The 17,473-nt window shown below is 61.3% G+C and carries 15 protein-coding genes; 6 read left to right on the forward strand and 9 right to left on the reverse strand.

Features of this window, described 5'->3' with window-relative positions; translation table 11 throughout:
• Positions 1-31 precede the first annotated feature (31 nt).
• Positions 32-1,657 carry a methyl-accepting chemotaxis protein gene (locus E0D86_RS05845; protein ID WP_131649062.1) on the forward strand — a complete coding sequence of 542 codons (1,626 nt, stop codon included), beginning with the start codon at positions 32-34 and terminating at the stop codon, positions 1,655-1,657.
• A 66-nt stretch (positions 1,658-1,723) separates the two neighbouring features.
• On the opposite strand, the gene E0D86_RS05850 is transcribed toward E0D86_RS05845, so the two are convergent.
• The 8 genes from E0D86_RS05850 to E0D86_RS05885 form a co-directional block, all read right to left on the reverse strand.
• On the reverse strand, positions 1,724-2,620 hold the full coding sequence (locus tag E0D86_RS05850; RefSeq protein ID WP_131649063.1) for an ABC transporter permease subunit: 897 nt from the start codon (positions 2,618-2,620) through the stop codon (positions 1,724-1,726).
• Positions 2,617-3,498: an ABC transporter permease subunit gene (locus tag E0D86_RS05855; RefSeq protein WP_177493039.1), complete on the reverse strand. Its 882-nt coding sequence runs from the start codon at positions 3,496-3,498 to the stop codon at positions 2,617-2,619. Before E0D86_RS05855 ends, E0D86_RS05850 begins: the two co-directional genes overlap by 4 nt.
• A gap of 11 nt (positions 3,499-3,509) precedes the next feature.
• Entirely contained in the window at positions 3,510-4,661 is a 1,152-nt protein-coding gene (potA, locus tag E0D86_RS05860) for a polyamine ABC transporter ATP-binding protein (protein WP_131649065.1), read from the reverse strand.
• Between the two features lie 107 nt (positions 4,662-4,768).
• Complete coding sequence (locus tag E0D86_RS05865) at positions 4,769-5,854, reverse strand: polyamine ABC transporter substrate-binding protein (RefSeq protein ID WP_131649066.1); 1,086 nt, start codon at positions 5,852-5,854, stop codon at positions 4,769-4,771.
• A gap of 250 nt (positions 5,855-6,104) precedes the next feature.
• Positions 6,105-7,202 carry a polyamine ABC transporter substrate-binding protein gene (locus E0D86_RS05870; RefSeq protein ID WP_131649067.1) on the reverse strand — a complete coding sequence of 366 codons (1,098 nt, stop codon included), beginning with the start codon at positions 7,200-7,202 and terminating at the stop codon, positions 6,105-6,107.
• 221 nt (positions 7,203-7,423) lie between these two features.
• Positions 7,424-8,782, reverse strand: a complete 1,359-nt coding sequence (locus E0D86_RS05875) for an aspartate aminotransferase family protein (protein WP_131649068.1) — start codon at positions 8,780-8,782, stop codon at positions 7,424-7,426.
• A 112-nt stretch (positions 8,783-8,894) separates the two neighbouring features.
• Entirely contained in the window at positions 8,895-10,253 is a 1,359-nt protein-coding gene (locus E0D86_RS05880) for a glutamine synthetase family protein (protein ID WP_131649069.1), read from the reverse strand.
• A gap of 44 nt (positions 10,254-10,297) precedes the next feature.
• The gene (locus tag E0D86_RS05885) at positions 10,298-11,044 is read right to left on the reverse strand and encodes a gamma-glutamyl-gamma-aminobutyrate hydrolase family protein (RefSeq protein ID WP_131649999.1); all 747 of its coding nucleotides are present in this window, start codon (positions 11,042-11,044) and stop codon (positions 10,298-10,300) included.
• 252 nt (positions 11,045-11,296) lie between these two features.
• On the opposite strand from E0D86_RS05885, the gene E0D86_RS05890 reads away from it, so the two are divergent.
• From E0D86_RS05890 to E0D86_RS05910, 5 genes are all read left to right on the forward strand, one after another.
• On the forward strand, positions 11,297-12,673 hold the full coding sequence (locus tag E0D86_RS05890) for a glutamine synthetase family protein (RefSeq protein WP_131649070.1): 1,377 nt from the start codon (positions 11,297-11,299) through the stop codon (positions 12,671-12,673).
• A gap of 252 nt (positions 12,674-12,925) precedes the next feature.
• On the forward strand, positions 12,926-13,804 hold the full coding sequence (gene aguB / locus E0D86_RS05895; protein ID WP_131649071.1) for an N-carbamoylputrescine amidase: 879 nt from the start codon (positions 12,926-12,928) through the stop codon (positions 13,802-13,804).
• A gap of 109 nt (positions 13,805-13,913) precedes the next feature.
• Positions 13,914-15,029 (forward strand): agmatine deiminase, encoded by a 1,116-nt coding sequence (aguA, locus tag E0D86_RS05900; RefSeq protein ID WP_131649072.1) that lies wholly within the window; start codon positions 13,914-13,916, stop codon positions 15,027-15,029.
• A gap of 57 nt (positions 15,030-15,086) precedes the next feature.
• Positions 15,087-15,764, forward strand: a complete 678-nt coding sequence (locus E0D86_RS05905) for a hypothetical protein (protein ID WP_131649073.1) — start codon at positions 15,087-15,089, stop codon at positions 15,762-15,764.
• 260 nt (positions 15,765-16,024) lie between these two features.
• Positions 16,025-16,405, forward strand: coding sequence for a hypothetical protein (locus E0D86_RS05910; RefSeq protein ID WP_131649074.1), 381 nt, complete (start codon positions 16,025-16,027; stop codon positions 16,403-16,405).
• A gap of 45 nt (positions 16,406-16,450) precedes the next feature.
• On the opposite strand, the gene E0D86_RS05915 is transcribed toward E0D86_RS05910, so the two are convergent.
• Positions 16,451-17,449 (reverse strand): sensor domain-containing diguanylate cyclase, encoded by a 999-nt coding sequence (locus E0D86_RS05915; protein WP_131649075.1) that lies wholly within the window; start codon positions 17,447-17,449, stop codon positions 16,451-16,453.
• Between the last annotated feature and the right edge of the window lie 24 nt (positions 17,450-17,473).

A 17,473-nucleotide genomic window follows, 5' to 3' on the forward strand; every position in this document is an offset into this window, starting at 1 on the left:
GCCATTGGACATAACAACACGGACCGCTACTATGGCCAACAAATTTCATCTGCAAGCCGACCGCATCATGCTCGGCGTACTCTGGACGATGGCGGTCTATGCCATTGGCCTGTCCTTCTGGAAGGATACGCTCGCCCTCTCCCTGATCGTAGCCGGTGGCACGGCCCTCACCATGAGCGTGCTCCGAACGCTGATCGGCGGCACTCGCGCTTATCGTTGCCTGATCGGCGGCGGTTTCATGGTGCTTTCCGCGCTGCACATCCAGCAGAGTCACGGCATGATCGAAATGCACTTCGGCATTTTCGTTCTGCTGGCGATCCTGGTGTATTACCGCGACTGGCTGCCGATTGTGGTGGCAGCCTCGGTGATCGCCCTGCATCACGTCGGCTTTTTCCTGTTACAGCAGAGCGGCGAAACCATACGCCTGGTTCATGCGGATGCCGGCTGGCCGGTGGTTCTGGTGCATGCAGGTTATGTGGTGGTCGAAAGCATGATTCTGGTGGTGCTGGCCCGTCATGGCGCTCGTGACGCGGCAATCGGCGAGCACCTGCAGCAGACCTCGGCACACCTGCTGCGCGAAGGTCGCCCGATCGACCTCAGTTACCGCAGCGAGGCAACCGATGATTCGGCGCAGCGTTTCAATCAGCTTCTCGGCGAACTTGACGGGCTGGTCAGCCGCGTCGTCGATGCGGGCACTGAGTTGCACGACACCAGCGGCCATCTGGCGCAAACCACCCGCCGCCTGAACCTGGGCGCCGAAGCCTTGCGGGACAGTACCGACCAGATAGGCCATACCGTAGGGCAGCTCAGTGCTGCGGTGACGCAGGTGTCCGAGGAGGCCGAACGGGCTGCGCAAAGCGCGCGGAAGGCCGACAGCGACGTCGCGGCCGGCATTACCGCAGTCGGCTCCGCACAGGCCGGGATCGGTGAGCTGGCCAATGAAATCGGCCTCTGCAGCGACGTCATACACGCTCTGGCGGCGGATACACAGCAAATCAGCCGGGTGCTCGATGTCATCCATGCCGTCGCGGCGCAGACCAATTTACTGGCGCTCAACGCCGCCATCGAAGCCGCCCGGGCCGGCGCCCATGGTCGTGGTTTTGCCGTCGTCGCCGATGAGGTACGCCAGCTTGCCCATCGCACCCAGCAGGCCACGGAAGAAATCCAGAGCATGACCGGCCAGCTGCGGGAACGTTCGGCCAACGCGGTTCGGGCCATGACCCAAAGCAAGGAAGGCGTCGAGCGCTGTGTCGGCCACACCGAGCAGATTGCCCAGCTGTTGCGAGAGATCGATCGATCCATGGAAGCCGTGCAGGACATCGGCGTCTCAACCCGCGAGCAACTAGCCAGCGCAAACGAACTGAGCCGGCTCGTCGAGCAGATTCGTGGCATTGCCGCGCAATCCACCGGCGATGCGGCCGGAGTGTCGGCGGACAGTCAGCGCCTGGAACGGCTGGCCGGGCATCTGCTCGACCTTTGTCGGCAATTCGAGGTAAGTGGCACGAATCAGACCGAGCATCCGGCGGTGCCCATCGCCGTCGAGCATCCCGCCTCGATGCCGAGAAACACCGTGCTACGAGCCGATGACACTTTTGAACCCGGTCATACTCGCTGGCCGGTCACGGCCGTAATGGGTCAGGCGCCGGCATTGCGCTGAGCGCACCCCACCTGAACCAGCCCGGCGCGCCAGGCTATCGCCCGAGCGCGCCGGATATCCTCTGCGTCAGCTATGCGCCGATGGCGGCGCCGCCACCGTGTTGGTGGCCGCCGGACGCCAGTTTTGTGTACTGGTTTCATCCATGGCCTGACGCATGGAGCGAACGCGGCGCTTCTCGGTACGACGGCTGACGTACCAGGCGATGAAGGTCGCGAACGACACCACCAACAGGATCAGACTGGCTACCGCGTTGATTTCCGGCTTCACGCCCAGACGCACGGCGGAGAAGATTTCCATCGGCAGCGTGGTCGAGCCGGGTCCGGAGACGAAGCTGGCGAGCACCAGGTCGTCCAGCGACAGGGCGAACGAGAGCATGCCGCCAGCCGCCAGCGATGGCGCGATCATCGGCATGGTGATCAGGAAAAACACCTTCCAGGGCCGCGCGCCGAGATCCATCGCCGCTTCCTCGATGGACTGGTCGAGCTCACGCAGACGCGCCATCACCACCACCGCGACATACGCCGAGCAGAACGTGGTGTGCGCAATCCAGATTGTCACGATGCCCCGTTGCGCCGGCCAACCCACCAGTTGCGCCATGGCGACGAACAGCAGCAATAGCGACAGGCCGGTGATCACTTCGGGCATCACCAGCGGCGCCGTTACCAAGCCGCCGAACAGCGTACGGCCGCGGAACACCGGGATGCGCGTCAGCACGAAGGCCGCCATGGTGCCGAGCGCCACCGCGGCGATGGCGGTGTACAGCGCGATCTCCAGCGAGCGCATCACCGCACCCATCAGCTGGCTGTTGTCCAGCAGACCGACGTACCACTTCACCGACCAGCCGCCCCACACCGTCACCAGGCGCGAGTCGTTGAACGAATAGATGACCAGGATGACCATCGGCAGGTAGATGAACAGCAGTCCGAGCACCAGGATCAGGTTGGAAAAGCTCCAGCGTTTCATAGCTTGCCCTCCAGTTCCTTGGCTTGATTTCTGTTGAACAGAATGATCGGCACCAGCAGGATCGCCAGCATCACCACCGCCAGAGCGGAAGCCACCGGCCAGTCGCGGTTGTTGAAGAATTCCTGCCAGAGCACCTTACCGATCATCAGCGTCTCGGGACCGCCGAGCAGTTCGGGAATGACGAACTCACCCACCACCGGAATGAACACCAGCATGCAGCCGGCAATGATGCCGTTCTTCGACAGCGGCACGGTGATCTTCCAGAAGCTGGTGAGGTTGCGAGCGCCGAGGTCCGAGGCGGCCTCGAGCAGGCTGAGGTCATGCTTCACCAGATTGGCGTAGAGCGGCAGGATCATGAACGGCAGGTAGGAATAAACCACGCCGATATAGACGGCGACATCGGTATTGAGGATGCGCAAGGGTTCGTCGATCAGCCCCAGCCCCATCAGCAGGCCATTGAGGATACCGTTGCTGCTGAGAATGCCCATCCAGGCGTAGACGCGGATCAGGATAGCCGTCCAGGTCGGCATCATGATCAGCAGCAGCAGCACGGTTTGCAGATCCTTGCGCGCCCGAGCAATGGCATAGGCCATGGGATAGCCGATTAGCAGGCACAGCAGGGTGCTGAAAAAAGCGATTTTCAGCGAGCCGGCGTAAGCGGCCCAGTAGAGACTGTCTTCACTGAGGAAGATGTAGTTGCCGAGGTTGATCACTATCTGCAGCTGCTGCTCGGCGTAGGCGAAAACCTCGGTGTAAGGCGGAATTGCAACGTCCGCCTCGGAGAAGCTGATCTTCAGCACAATGGCGAACGGCAACAAGAAGAACAGGAACAGCCACAGGAAGGGTACGCCGATGACCAGTCGGCGGCCGGTATTCAAGCGTGAGCGGCTCATGCCTGTAGCACCACGCCGCTGTCATCCCACCAGTACACGTAAATATCCTCTTCCCAGGACGGCCACTTCACGTGGCGCTCGGAGTTGGCGAGGAACGCCTGAACCAGATGCCCCGACGGCAGCTTGATGTAGTACACCGAGTGCCCGCCGAGATAGGCAATGTCATGCACGATCCCTTTCGCCCAGTTGTAGCCGGGCCGTTGCAGTTCCGGTAGCTCGGTGCCGATCAGCATTTTTTCGGGGCGCAGCGCGTAGGTAATCTGTTTGTCCTGAGCGCGGGTGCTGATGCCGTGACCCACGTAAATCGGGTTTTCGAGCCCGGGGCAGGCAATGACGGCATGGTCCTCGACATCTTCGATCAGCTCACCGTCGAACAGGTTGACGTTGCCGATGAACTCGCAGACCAGCCGGCTCGCCGGTGTCTCGTAAATATCCATCGGACTGCCGACCTGAGCGATCCAGCCCAGATGCATGATGGCGATGCGCTCGGCCATGGTCATGGCCTCTTCCTGGTCATGGGTCACCATCACGCAGGTCACACCGACGCGCTCGATGATCTGCACCAGTTCCAGCTGCATCCGCGAGCGCAGCTTCTTGTCCAGCGCGCCCATGGGCTCGTCGAGCAGCAGCAACTTGGGTCGTTTGGCCAGCGAACGGGCCAGTGCCACCCGCTGACGCTGGCCGCCGGACAGCTGGTGCGGCTTGCGCTTGGCATACTGGGTCATCTGCACCAGTGCGAGCATCTCGTTGACGCGCTCCTCGACCTCAGCCTTGGCCAGGCCATCCTGCTTGAGGCCGAAGGCGATGTTCTGCGCCACCGTCATGTGCGGGAACAGCGCGTAGGACTGGAACATCATGTTGATCGGCCGCTCATAGGGCGGCATATCGGTGATGTCCTGACCGTCGAGGAAGATCCGCCCTTCGGTAGGCCGCTCGAAGCCCGCCAGCATGCGCAGCAAGGTCGATTTTCCCGAGCCCGAACCACCGAGCAGCGCGAAGATTTCGCCCTGGTGAATGCTCAACGAGACATCATCGACCGCCACCGTTTCGTCGAATTTCTTGGTGACGCGGTCGATCTTCAGCAGCACCTGCTTGTTCTGGCTCTCTCCGGTGAGGGCCTTTTTGTAGGCGCTGGAGGCAACGGCCATGCGCGAACTCCCGATTGAAAGAAAAGGGCCCGGACAGCGCCGGGTGGTATCGATTCGAGTGAGCGCGGCAATACCGAGCCGCCGCGCCCGTGACCATTACCGACCTGTTACTGGCCGGACTTCACCTTGGTCCAGCTACGCGTTTTCAGACGCAGTATCTTCTGTGGCAGTTCGGCGGAGACATACAGCCGGTCCAGCACTTCTTGAGACGGATAGACCGAGGGATCGTTGCGCACTTCCTGATCCATCAACTCGCCCGCGTTCACGTTGGGGTTGGCATAACCCACATAATCGCTGACCTGCGCGATGACCTCCGGTTTCAACAAGTAGTTGATGAATGCGTGGGCTTCGTCGACGTTTTGCGCATCGGCGGGAATAGCCAGCATGTCGAACCAGAGGTTGCCGCCTTCCTTGGGAATCGAATAGGCGATGTCGACGCCCTTGCCCGCCTCGTCGGCGCGGGCCGCGGCCTGGAAGACATCACCGGAGAAGCCGGCGGCGATGCAGATATTGCCATTGGCCAGGTCGGAAATGTACTTGGAGGAGTGGAAATACCGCACGTACGGGCGCACTTCCAGCAGCTTGGCTTCGGCCTTGGCGTAGTCATCCGGATCCTCGCTGTTGGGGTCCAGCCCGAGATAGTTGAGCATCGCCGGAATCATCTCGTCGGCCGAATCGAGGAAGGCAATGCCACAACCGGCCAGTTTCTTGGCGTTTTCCGGCTCGAACAATACGGCCCATGAATCCACCTTCTCGATCCCCAGCGCGGCGGTGACCTTCTCGACGTTGTAGCCAATGCCATTGGTGCCCCAGAGATAAGGCGCCGCGTAGACGTTGCCGGGATCGTTCTTCTGCAATTGCTTGAGCAGGCCCGGGTCGAGGTTTTCCCAGTTCGGCAGTTTGCTCTTGTCCAGTTCGCGGAACGCGCCGGCGCGAATCTGCTTGCCTAGGAAATGGTTGGAAGGCACTACCACGTCATAGCCGGTGCGGCCGGCGAGTAGTTTGCCCTCGAGGGTTTCGTTGGAATCGAAGACATCGTAGACGGGCTTGATGCCGGTCTCCTTCTCGAACGCTTCCAGCGTCGTCTCACCGATGTAATCCGACCAGTTGTAGATGTGGACGGTGGCGGCCTGCGCAGAGGCGGCGCCGCCAACGGCAGCGGCGATGATGAGCGACTTCAGTGTCGAGTGCATGGGATTGTCCTCTTGTTACAGACCGCGCCTGCCACAGCGGGCGAAAGGCGGGCTGTTTATTGGAAAAACCTCTAAAAATCAACTGGCAGAACGCAACTGGCGTGCGTGACTGCCTCAGGATAAGAACAACGCATGAGGCGTGCCGGGCAGAAAACTGCGGTTGTGTGCATGACATCCCCCAATAAAGCACCGGCACAGCACCCAGGCCGCTCGCGCGAGCCAGCCTGAGCGCCCCAAGACCAACGACCCATCAACGGCCGGATTTGATCTTGGTCCAGCTGCGGGTCATGGTCCGCTGGGTCTTCGGGTCCAGGTCGGGGAAGGTGTAGAGCTTCTGCAGCACCGCCTGGCTCGGATAGATGCCCGGATCGGTACGGATCGCCTCATCCACCAATGGAGTCGCCGCTGCGTTGCCGTTGGGGAACTGGACGTAGTCGGTGATCGACGCCATCACCTCCGGCTTCATCAGGTAGTTGAGGAATACATGCGCGCTTTCGACATTCTTCGCATCGGCCGGAATGGCCAGCATGTCGAAGAAGGTACCCGCGCCTTCCTTGGGAATGTTGTAGCTAACCTTGACCTTGTTGCCAGCTTCCTCGGCACGCGCCTTGGCCTGGTAGATGTCACCGGAATAGCCGATGGCGACGCAGACGTTGCCGTTGGCCAGGTCCGAGATGTATTTGGAAGAATGGAAATAGGCCACGTTCGGGCGGATCTGCATGAACAGTTCCTCGGCCTTTTTCAACTCATCAGCCTTGCTGCTGTCCGGTGCGTGGCCGAGATAGTGCAGCGCCGCCGGGAGGATTTCGGTCGGCGAATCGAGGAACGAGACGCCGCAGGCTTTCAGCTTTTCCATGTTCTCGGGCTTGAAGACCAGATCCCAGGAATCCACCGGGGCGTCTTCGCCAAGCACGGCCTTGACCTTCTCGGCGTTATAGCCGATGCCGATGGTGCCCCACATGTACGGGACCGAATAGAGGTTGCCCGGATCGCTAGGCTGCAGGGCCTTGAGCAGGTCCTTGTCGAGGTTGTCCCAGTTCGGCAGCTTGGACTTGTCGAGCTTCTGGAACACGCCAGCCTTGATCTGCTTGGCCAGGAAGGGGTTGGAAGGCACCACTACGTCATAGCCGGAGCTGCCAGCCAGCAGCTTGGCTTCCAGCACCTCGTTGCTGTCGAAAACGTCGTAAACGACCTTGATGCCGGTTTCCTTGGTGAAGTTCTCCAGCGTGTCTTCGGCGATGTAGTCGGACCAGTTGAAAACGTGCAGTACCTTGTCTTCGGCCTGCGCAGCGCCAGCGACGGCACCAGCCAGCGTCATCGCGAGTAGGGTCTTGGCAAAGGGTTTCATCCGTGCAGCTCCTGTTGTTGTCATGTATCGGCTAAGGACAGGTCACGCTGAGGCCACCCTCATTGCACCTGGACAGCTAATGGCTGTGCCGGCATCGACACACCCCTCGGTAAGTCAGGCCTGAGCACGCGCGCAGTCTGGCAAGGTCGAGGGCTGTTTTTCAACAGCCCGAACGTTAGTTCACAGCGCTCAGACAAGACCGTCGCCTGCGCGCCCAAGAGTCAGCCCAGCGCGTCTTTGGCGGTTGCGTCCAGGCACTGCCGAACTTTGCCGATCAGCTCGTCGATCTGCTCTTCGTTTATCACCAGCGGCGGCGAAATGATCATGGTGTCGCCTACCGCGCGCATCACCAGACCGTTGCGGAAGCAATGCTCGCGACAGAGCATGCCCACGCCCGGATCGGCGAAACGCTCGCGGGTTTTCTTGTTCTTCACCAGCTCCAGCGCACCGAGCATGCCGACGCCACGCGCCTCGCCGACCAGCGGGTGCTCGACCAGCTCACGCCAGCGAGACTGCAAATAGGGTGCCGTCTTCGCCTTGACCCGTTCGACGATTTTCTCTTCGCGCATGATGCGGATGTTTTCCAGCGCCACGGCGGCGGCCACCGGGTGCCCCGAGTAGGTGAAGCCGTGATAGAACTCACCGCCCTCGTTAAGCGTGTGCACCACTTCGTCGCGCACCACCACGCCGCCCATGGGCAGGTAACCGGAGGTCAGGCCCTTGGCGATGGGCATCAGGTCCGGCGCATTGCCGTAATGATCGCTGCCGAACCATTCGCCGGTGCGGCCGAAGCCGCAAATGACTTCATCGGCAACCAGCAGAATGTCGTAGCGGTCGAGGATTTCGCGGATCTTCGGCCAGTAGCTGTCCGGCGGGATGATCACACCGCCAGCGCCCTGGATCGGCTCGGCGATGAAGGCGGCGACCTTGTCTTCGCCCACTTCACGGATTTTGTCCTCAAGCTGCTGCGCGACACGCACACCGAACTCTTCCGGATCGAGATCACCGCCCTCACCGAACCAGTACGGCTGGTCGATGTGTTCGATACCTGGGATCGGACCGTCGCTCTGCTCGTGCATGGCCTTCATGCCACCGAGGCTGGCGCCAGCGATGGTCGAGCCGTGATAGCCGTTCCAGCGCCCGATCACGACCTTCTTCTGCGGCTGCCCCTTGATCGCCCAGTAATGGCGCACCATGCGCAGCACGGTGTCGTTGGCCTCGGAGCCCGAGCCGGTGAAGAACACGTGATTCATGCCCTCGGGAGCGATCTCGGCGATCGCCTTGGCCAAGGCTAAGGCCGGCGGGTGAGCGGTCTGGAAGAACAGGTTGTAGTACGGCAGCTCGCGCATCTGCCGGGTCGCGGCCTCGACCAGTTCCTCACGGCCATAACCCAGGTTGACGCACCAGAGCCCGGCCATGGCATCGAGGATCTTGTGGCCTTCGCTATCCCAGAGATAAACCCCCTCGCCACGGGTAATGATGCGCGTGCCCTTGGCGTTGAGCGCCTTGAAGTCGGTGAACGGCGGCAGATGGTGGTCGCGGCTCAGGGCTTGCCATTGCAGGGTTTGCGAATCGCTCATCGGGCACCTCGTTTCAAATGGTTTTATGGTGCTTGCCGTTGCAAAACACCCCTCACCCCCACCCTCATCCCACAAGGGGAAAGGGAGCTGCTATGGCGTGGCTTCCAGCTTTTTAAACCGACAACATCAAAAATTCCCGCTCCCACGAGCTGATCACCCGGTGATAGTTCTCCTGCTCGGCGCGCTTGACCGCGACGTAGCCGGTGATGAATTTCGGGCTCAGGTATTTGACCAGCTCGCGGCAGTTCTCCATGCGTTCCAGCGCGGCTTCCAGGGTCAGCGGCAGGCGCAGGTTGCGGCGCTCGTAGCCGCGGCCCTTGACTGGCGGACTCGGGTTCAGCCCTTCGACCATGCCGATGTAGCCGCACAACAGGCTGGCGGCAATGGCCAGATACGGATTGGCATCGGCTCCCGGCAGGCGGTTTTCGACGCGGCGGTTCTGCGGGTCGGAATCCGGCACGCGCAAGCCCACGGTGCGGTTTTCCTCGCCCCATTCGACGTTCACCGGCGCCGAGGTATCGGGCAGGAACCGGCGGAACGAATTGACGTTGGGCGCGAACATCGGCAGCAGCTCGGGAATGTATTTCTGTAGGCCGCCGACGTGGTGCAGGAACAGCTGGCTCATGGAGCCATCGGCGTTGGAAAACACGTTACGCCCGGTTTCGATGTCCACCACACTCTGATGCAGGTGCATGGCGCTGCCCGGCTCGCCGGTCATCGGCTTGGCCATGAAGGTGGCAGCGACGTTGTGCTTGAGCGCCGCCTCGCGCATGGTGCGCTTGAACACTAGGATCTGGTCGGCCAGGTGCAGCGCCTCGCCGTGACGGAAGTTGATTTCCATCTGCGCGGTGCCTTCCTCGTGGATCAGCGTGTCCAGGTCCAGCCCCTGGGCCTCACACCAGTCATACATGTCTTCGAACAGCGGGTCGAATTCGTTGGCCGCGTCGATGGAGAACGATTGGCGGCCGGTCTCCTGACGCCCAGAACGGCCGATGGGTGGCTGGAACGGAAGGTCCGGGTCTTCGCAACGCTTGGTCAGGTAGAACTCCATCTCCGGCGCAACGATGGGCTGCCAGCCACGATCGGCGTACATCTTCAGCACGCGCTTGAGAATGTTGCGCGGCGAGATCTCGATGGGGTTGCCCATCTTGTCGTACGTATCATGGATCACCTGCGCGGTCGGCTCGATAGCCCAGGGCACCAGGAACACCGCGTCGGGATCGGGGCGGCAGAACATGTCGATGTCCGCCGGATCGAGCAGCTCGTAGTAAATGTCGTCTTCGACGTAGTCGCCAGTGACGGTCTGCAACAGCACGCTTTCGGGCAGGCGCATGCCGCGCTCGTCGAGGAACTTGTTGGTCGGTGAAATCTTGCCGCGGGCGATGCCGGTCAGGTCGCTGATCAGGCATTCCACTTCTGTAATCTTGCGTTCTTTGAGCCAGCCGGTGAGCTGGTCGAGCGTGCTAGTCATGATGACCTCAGAGTTGATGAAACGAGCGCCGGACCGGCCTGCGCTCAGCGCCGTCCCGCGCGTTCCTGGCAAGCGCGGGCAAAGCCCTGGAACAACGCCAGGTAATAAGGGTGCTCATGCACCTTCCATTCAGGATGCCATTGGACGCCGAGCGCGAAGGTCTGCGCCGCCTCGACGGAAAACGCCTCGATCAGCCCATCCGGCGCCAATGCCTCGATGCGCAGCCCCTCGCCAAGGCGCTCGACACCCTGGCCGTGCACCGAATTGACTTCCAGATGCAGCGGCAACCCGAGACGCTCCAGCAAGCCACCGGGTTGCACGTGCAGTGGATGACTGAGCCCGTACTGGATGTCGATCGGGTCTTCGGCGCGCTCGCGATGATCGGCATAGGGGCCGGCCTCGTGCACCTTCTGATGCAGACTGCCGCCGAACGCCACGTTCATTTCCTGAAAACCGCGACAGACGCCGAACACCGGAATGCCGGCATCTACCGCAGCGCGGATCAGGGGCAGGGTCAGCTGGTCACGGGGAGGATCGTGTGGCGTGCCTTCGGCACTGGCCGACCCGCCATAATGATGAGGCTCGACATTCGATGGCGAGCCGGTGAAGAGCAGGCCGTCTACGCTATCGAGTAGAGCTGTCGGATCGATGAGGTCACCCAGCGCCGGGATGACCAGAGGCAAGCCGGCGACCGCTGCGGCACGCAGGTATTTGTCACCGGCAATATGGAAGCTGTGGTGGCCGATCTGCCTGGTACAGGCGGAAACGCCGATCAATGGCACGCGAGGCATGTGATACTCGTCTTTCAGAAGGGTGCTCATCGGAGAGTAGTCTTGTTCATTTTTATAGACAATAGCCGACCCGGCGTCCTTCCGAAAGCAAACGCAGCGCCGTGAAAATTTTTCCGGCAGTGCCCCAAAACCGCCCTTAAAGGGCATTCATGGGGCGTTTTGAGGCGCTATTGACAGCGACTTGGCTTTCCGATTGACTCCAAGACATGTTGTTTGATGATTGAAATTTTTAACAATTAAGGTGTTTTCATCATGCTTCCGCCGCCGCGTGCCGTTCAGCTCAATGAAGCGAACGCGTTTCTGAAAGAACACCCGGAGGTCCAGTACGTCGACCTGCTAATCGCAGACATGAACGGTGTCGTGCGAGGCAAGCGCATCGAACGCGCCAGCCTGCATAAGGTGTATGAAAAAGGCATCAACCTCCCCGCCTCGCTATTCGCGCTCGACATCAATGGCATCACCGTGGAAAGCACCGGGCTCGGGATGGACATCGGCGACTCGGACCGGACCTGCTTCCCCATTCCCAACACCCTGAGCAACGAGCCCTGGCAGAAGCGCCCCACCGCGCAGCTGCTGATGACCATGCACGAGCGCGACGGCTCGCCTTTTTTCGCCGACCCACGCGAAGTGCTGCGCCAGGTCGTCAGCAAGTTCGACGAGCTGGGCCTGACCATTTGTGCGGCCTTCGAGCTGGAGTTCTATCTGATCGATCAGGAGAACGTGAATGGCCGTCCGCAGCCGCCGCGCTCGCCGATTTCCGGCAAGCGCCCGCAGTCGACCCAGGTCTACCTGATCGACGATCTGGACGAATACGTCGACTGCCTGCAGGACATTCTCGAGGGTGCGAAGGAACAGGGCATTCCTGCCGACGCTATCGTTAAGGAAAGCGCTCCGGCGCAGTTCGAAGTCAACCTCCATCACGTCGCCGACCCGATCAAGGCCTGCGATTACGCCGTGCTGCTCAAGCGGCTGATCAAGAACATCGCCTATGACCATGAGATGGACACCACCTTCATGGCTAAGCCCTACCCGGGCCAGGCTGGGAACGGACTGCACGTGCACATCTCGTTGCTCGACAAGAATGGCAACAATATCTTCGCCACCGACAATCCGCTGGAGAGCGAAACCCTGCGTCATGCCATCGGCGGTATCCAGCAGACCATGGCGGCGTCGATGGCCTTCCTCTGCCCCAACGTCAACTCCTACCGCCGCTTTGGCGCTCAGTTCTACGTACCGAATGCGCCGTGCTGGGGCCTGGACAACCGCACCGTAGCGCTACGCGTGCCGACCGACAGCGCGGATTCAGTACGCATCGAGCATCGCGTCGCCGGGGCGGATGCCAACCCTTACCTACTGTTGGCCAGCGTTCTCGCCGGCGTTCATCACGGCCTGACCAACAAGATCGCACCCGACCAGCCGATCGAAGGCAACTCCTACGAGCAGGTCGAACCGAGCCTGCCCTCCAACCTGCGCGACGCCCTGCGCGAGCTGGATGACAACGAAATCATGGCCCGCTACATCAGCCCGGAGTACATCGACATCTTCGTGGCCTGCAAAGAAAGCGAACTGGCCGAATTCGAGCATTCGATCTCCGATCTCGAATACAACTGGTACCTGCATACGGTCTAAAAGCTGGAAGCCGATCAAAGCGCTGGCGGGCAGAGAAGTAATCGTAGGGTGGGCTTCAGCCCACCAAGTCGGCCCCACCGAGGTGTCGGCGGTGGGCTGAAGCCCACCCTACGGCGGTCCGGCCCACCTACAGCCTCACTGAAGCGTTAGCGCCACGGTTTTCGTTCTGCCTCCAGCGCCTTTATCGTCTTTTCCAAACTTCACGCCTAAAATCCACTCCATTTCTAAACGCCCCAATTCCGCGAGGCCGCCATGTCCCGTACCGTTACCGTTGCCGCCACCCAAATGGCCTGTTCCTGGGATCGCCAGGCGAACATCACCAACGCCGAGAAGCTGGTTCGTGAAGCCGCCGCCAAGGGCGCGCAGGTGATCCTGATCCAGGAGCTGTTCGAAACCCCTTACTTCTGCCAGAAACCCAATCCCGAATATCTGCAGCTGGCTACCAGCGTGGAAGAAAACCCGGCGATCCAGCATTTCCAGAAGATCGCCGCCGAGCTGCAGGTGGTGCTGCCGATCAGCTTTTTCGAAGTCGCCGGCCGCGCACGCTTCAACTCCATCGCCATCATCGACGCCGATGGCAAGGTGCTGGGCGTCTACCGCAAGAGCCACATCCCCGACGGTCCTGGCTATCACGAGAAGTACTACTTCAACCCCGGCGACACTGGTTTCAAGGTCTGGAACACCCGCTACGCCAAGATCGGCGTGGCCATTTGCTGGGATCAGTGGTTCCCCGAAACCGCGCGCAGCATGGCACTGATGGGCGCCGAGCTGCTGTTCTACCCCACCGCCATCGGCAGCGAGCCGCATGACCCGAACATCACCTCGCGCGACCATTGGCAGCGCGTCCAGCAGGGCCACGCCGGCGCCAACCTGATGCCGCTGATCGCCAGCAACCGCGTCGGCACCGAAGAGCAGGACGGCTACGACATCACCTTCTACGGTTCCTCGTTCATTGCCGACCAGTTCGGTGCCAAGGTCGAGGAAATGGACAAGACCACCGAAGGCGTGCTGGTGCACGAGTTCGACCTGGACCAGCTGGAGCACATCCGCAGCGCCTGGGGCGTATTCCGCGACCGTCGGCCAAACCTATACAGCCCGATCAAGACCCTGGACGGCTCGCTGGAGTCCTGACCGAACAATTGACCCATCGTAGGAACGAGTTTGCTCGCGAACGCGCCTGCAAGGCCGCATTCGCAAGCAGGCCCGCTCCTACAGGCCGCGCTCTCTACGGAAAAGATCGATGACAACCCTGACCACCACGCCTCGCGCCGACGACTTCCATATGCCCGCCGAATGGGCGCCGCACAACCAGACCTGGATGGTCTGGCCGCAGCGTCCGGATAACTGGCGCGACCAGGGCACGCCGGCGCAGGCGGCTTTCACCGCTGTGGCAAAGGCCATAGCACGCTTCGAGCCGGTCACCGTCTGCGCCACCGCCGAGCAATACATGGCCGCACGAGAGCAACTCGATGACCCGCGCATTCGGCTGGTGGAAATCAGCAGCGATGACGCCTGGGTCCGCGATACGGGGCCGACCTTTTTGGTCAACGGCAAGGGCGGACTGCGTGGCGTCGACTGGACGTTCAACGCCTGGGGCGGCCTCGAGGGCGGGCTGTACGACAACTGGCAGCGCGACGACGAAGTGGCGCGTAAGATTCTCGAAATCGAGCGCTGCGACCGCTACCGCACCGAGGGTTTCGTACTGGAAGGCGGTTCGATTCACGTCGACGGCGAAGGTACCCTGATCACCACCGAGGAGTGCCTGCTCAACCGCAATCGCAACCCGCACCTGTCCCGTGAGCAAATCGAAGCGGTCCTGGCCGATTACCTGGCGATAGACAAGGTCATCTGGCTGCCGCACGGGTTGTACAACGACGAAACCGACGGTCACGTGGACAATTTCTGCTGCTTCGTTCGCCCAGGTGAAGTACTGCTGGCCTGGACCGATGATCGCGACGACCCCAACTACGAGCGCTGCCAGGCAGCCATGAGCGTGCTGGAGCAGGCTCATGATGCCTGGGACCGCAAGCTCGTGGTGCACAAGATGCCGATCCCTGGCCCGCTGCATGCCACCGAGCAGGAATGCGCCGGTGTGGTGCCGCTGATCGGCAGTCAGCCGCGCGATCCGTCGATTCGCCTGGCTGGCAGCTACGTCAACTTCCTGATCGTCAATGGCGGCATCATCGCCCCGTCTTTCGACGACCCGATGGACGCCGAAGCAGAAGCCATCCTCAGCCGGATCTTCCCCAATCATCAGGTGGTGATGGTGCCGGGCCGCGAGATCCTGCTCGGCGGCGGCAACATCCACTGCATTACCCAGCAGCAACCGGCGGCATCGAGCCAAACGCCGGTGTAACGCACCCGAGCTGTCCGTGCCGCCGACACGGGCAGCGCCTGAAGGAGCTTGCAGGCCGTGCAATACAAAGCCTTTCTGCTGTGCCTGCTGCTAGCGCCAACTGTGCAGGCTATCGAAGCCTATTCCTGCCGCAATGGCTTCTTTCCGGCGTTCGCCGGTCAGGTACAACCTGCAGAGGTGGTTGCCGGTACTGACTCACGAGTGCATTTCAGGGATGACGCCCTTGGCTGCCCCGCAGATGAATCCTGCATACGCAAGGCCTATCTCGTGGACGGCGACAAACTCTTGGTCGGCAAACATTCCGATGGCTGGGCCTGCGTATGGTACTTCGGCGAAAAGCGCGAATTCGTAGGCTGGCTGCCAGCACGTAATCTTGAAATCGACACTGCTTCGACGCCTCCCGCAGCGCAGGACTGGATCGGCCGCTGGCTGCCCACCGCCGGCGGCAACAGCATCGTCATTTCTCGAGCCTCGGCCAGCGGGTCGCTTGCGCTCGTAGGCGAGGCGATCTGGCAGGGCGGCGTGAATAGTTATGGCGAGCCGGTTGTCCACGTCGGCGCCTTTGAAGATCAAGCACAACCCTCCGGTGATCTGCTGAGAATTGCCGAGGGTGCGGAAGAATATGCCTGCCGCGTCACCCTGCAGTACGTCGCAGCGAACCTCGTAGTGACCGACAACAGCCGCTGCGGCGGCCTCAACGTTCGCTTCGATGACGTCTACCGCAAAGCGCCCTGACGCGCTTTTCGCCGTCTGCCATCGCTAGCTTGAAAGCCAAACGATCTGGTCTAGAGTTGAGGTCTTCTTGGCATGTGGCGCAAGTCATGTTGGGCATCACCAACCAGACCATACGGGCCGCGATCGCTCTGCACGAAGTCCAATGAACACGGAGTGCCGCTCAGCCGGACAAATGATGTGATGGGCAACCCAACGCCCCCGAGGTCAACCCTGGCCGAACCGCAGATTTTCGAGCAGCAAAACAACAATCAGGAACGAGCATGTCCTTACCAACCGAGTTGCGATACCTGTCCCTCATCAGCGCCGCCATGCTGATCAGTCTTCCGAGCCTGGCTCAGCAGCCGACTAATCCAATGATGGCGAACATGAACGCACAGCTGGCGAAACTGGGCGGCACGATGCAGGTCACGGCAGAGGTCTGTGGCGGCTATACGGACGAACAACTGGTCGAGCATAAACAGCAGCAGAAAGATCACCTGGCGCGCAACGGCATGGATGCCGCCAGCTTCGACAGGGACTTCGATGCCGGTGTCAAACAGGGCAAAGCGAAATGGGGCAGCATCCCGGCATCCGAACGGCAGGCCAAGTGTGACGAATTCAAACAGCAGATGGAGGAACTGGCGCAGCAATTCACCCGTTGATGGCTGATAGGTGACCGGTCCGATGGCGGCGACCGCGCCATCGACTCAGGCCATGATCACCTGGTTCTTGCCCAGACGTTTGGCGGTGTACATGGCCGCATCGGCACGAGCGAACAGCGCACCGAGATCTGGATCGCCGGCTCTGAGGCAGGTCACGCCGAGGCTGATGGTGACTCCGAAGCGCTGGCCGTCGGTGGTAGTGAACACCAGCCGCTGCACCTCCCGCTGCAGACGCTCGGCGATCTGCTCGGCGAGGTCCGGCTTGCAGCCCGGCAGCAGTAAGGCGAACTCTTCGCCGCCAATGCGACCGAATAGATCACCGCGCCGCAGCACGGACGTGCCGCACTCGGCGACGCGCTGCAGCACCTGATCGCCCATCTGATGGCCATGGGTATCGTTGATCCGCTTGAAGTCGTCGATGTCCAACAGCTGAAACGCCAGCGGGGTGGCGTATTGCCGGGCCAGGTCGAACTCACGCTTGGCGCACTCGAAGAAGTAGCGGCGGTTGCTGCTCTGGGTCAGGACGTCGACGGTGGCCAGGCGCTGCAGTTCGCCTTCGAGCTGCTTCTTATCGGTGATGTCTTCGGCGATCCCAACGATGATAGGCCCATGCGCGCTGTCGACGTTACGCGCGATGAAGCATTTGTCGCTCAGCCAGCGCAACTGACCGTCACCACGAATGATGCGGTACTCGCGCTCTTCGATGGCGCCCTTTTCGAGCACGTCGGTCAGGCTCTGCTGTGCATATTCCAAATCGTCCGGGTAGACGCTGTTGCGCCACTCGCCGAAGTCTGCCAGCAACAGCGCAGCCGAGCGCCCGAAGATCTGCTCGTAGGCCGGGCTGACATAGACCATCCGCTGGGCCTGCGAGTCGTACGCCCAGAGCACCGCATTGACTGCGCTCATCAACGTACTGAATAGTTGTTCGCGCTCGCTCAAGCGCTCGACTTCGGCCCGGGCATGCATCAACGCCAAAAGCGTCTGCCCTTCGGTCGGGGGAAGGATGCCAACCCCTTTTTCACTTCGCTGCTTCACCAGAGTCATACCTGCGTTCCCAAACGAGCGCCA

This window comes from Pseudomonas sp. IC_126 (genome assembly GCF_004331835.1).
Taxonomy (GTDB): Bacteria; Pseudomonadota; Gammaproteobacteria; order Pseudomonadales; family Pseudomonadaceae; genus Stutzerimonas.

Coding starts and splice junctions, on each gene's coding strand:
- E0D86_RS05845 (WP_131649062.1), top strand. CDS start 32: ATGGCCAACAAATTTCATCTGCAAGCCGACCGCATCATGCTCGGCGTA.
- E0D86_RS05850 (WP_131649063.1), bottom strand. CDS start 2,620: ATGAAACGCTGGAGCTTTTCCAACCTGATCCTGGTGCTCGGACTGCTG.
- potA (WP_131649065.1), bottom strand. CDS start 4,661: ATGGCCGTTGCCTCCAGCGCCTACAAAAAGGCCCTCACCGGAGAGAGC.
- E0D86_RS05865 (WP_131649066.1), bottom strand. CDS start 5,854: ATGCACTCGACACTGAAGTCGCTCATCATCGCCGCTGCCGTTGGCGGC.
- E0D86_RS05870 (WP_131649067.1), bottom strand. CDS start 7,202: ATGAAACCCTTTGCCAAGACCCTACTCGCGATGACGCTGGCTGGTGCC.
- E0D86_RS05875 (WP_131649068.1), bottom strand. CDS start 8,782: ATGAGCGATTCGCAAACCCTGCAATGGCAAGCCCTGAGCCGCGACCAC.
- E0D86_RS05880 (WP_131649069.1), bottom strand. CDS start 10,253: ATGACTAGCACGCTCGACCAGCTCACCGGCTGGCTCAAAGAACGCAAG.
- E0D86_RS05885 (WP_131649999.1), bottom strand. CDS start 11,044: ATGCCTCGCGTGCCATTGATCGGCGTTTCCGCCTGTACCAGGCAGATC.
- E0D86_RS05890 (WP_131649070.1), top strand. CDS start 11,297: ATGCTTCCGCCGCCGCGTGCCGTTCAGCTCAATGAAGCGAACGCGTTT.
- aguB (WP_131649071.1), top strand. CDS start 12,926: ATGTCCCGTACCGTTACCGTTGCCGCCACCCAAATGGCCTGTTCCTGG.
- aguA (WP_131649072.1), top strand. CDS start 13,914: ATGACAACCCTGACCACCACGCCTCGCGCCGACGACTTCCATATGCCC.
- E0D86_RS05910 (WP_131649074.1), top strand. CDS start 16,025: ATGTCCTTACCAACCGAGTTGCGATACCTGTCCCTCATCAGCGCCGCC.
- E0D86_RS05915 (WP_131649075.1), bottom strand. CDS start 17,449: ATGACTCTGGTGAAGCAGCGAAGTGAAAAAGGGGTTGGCATCCTTCCC.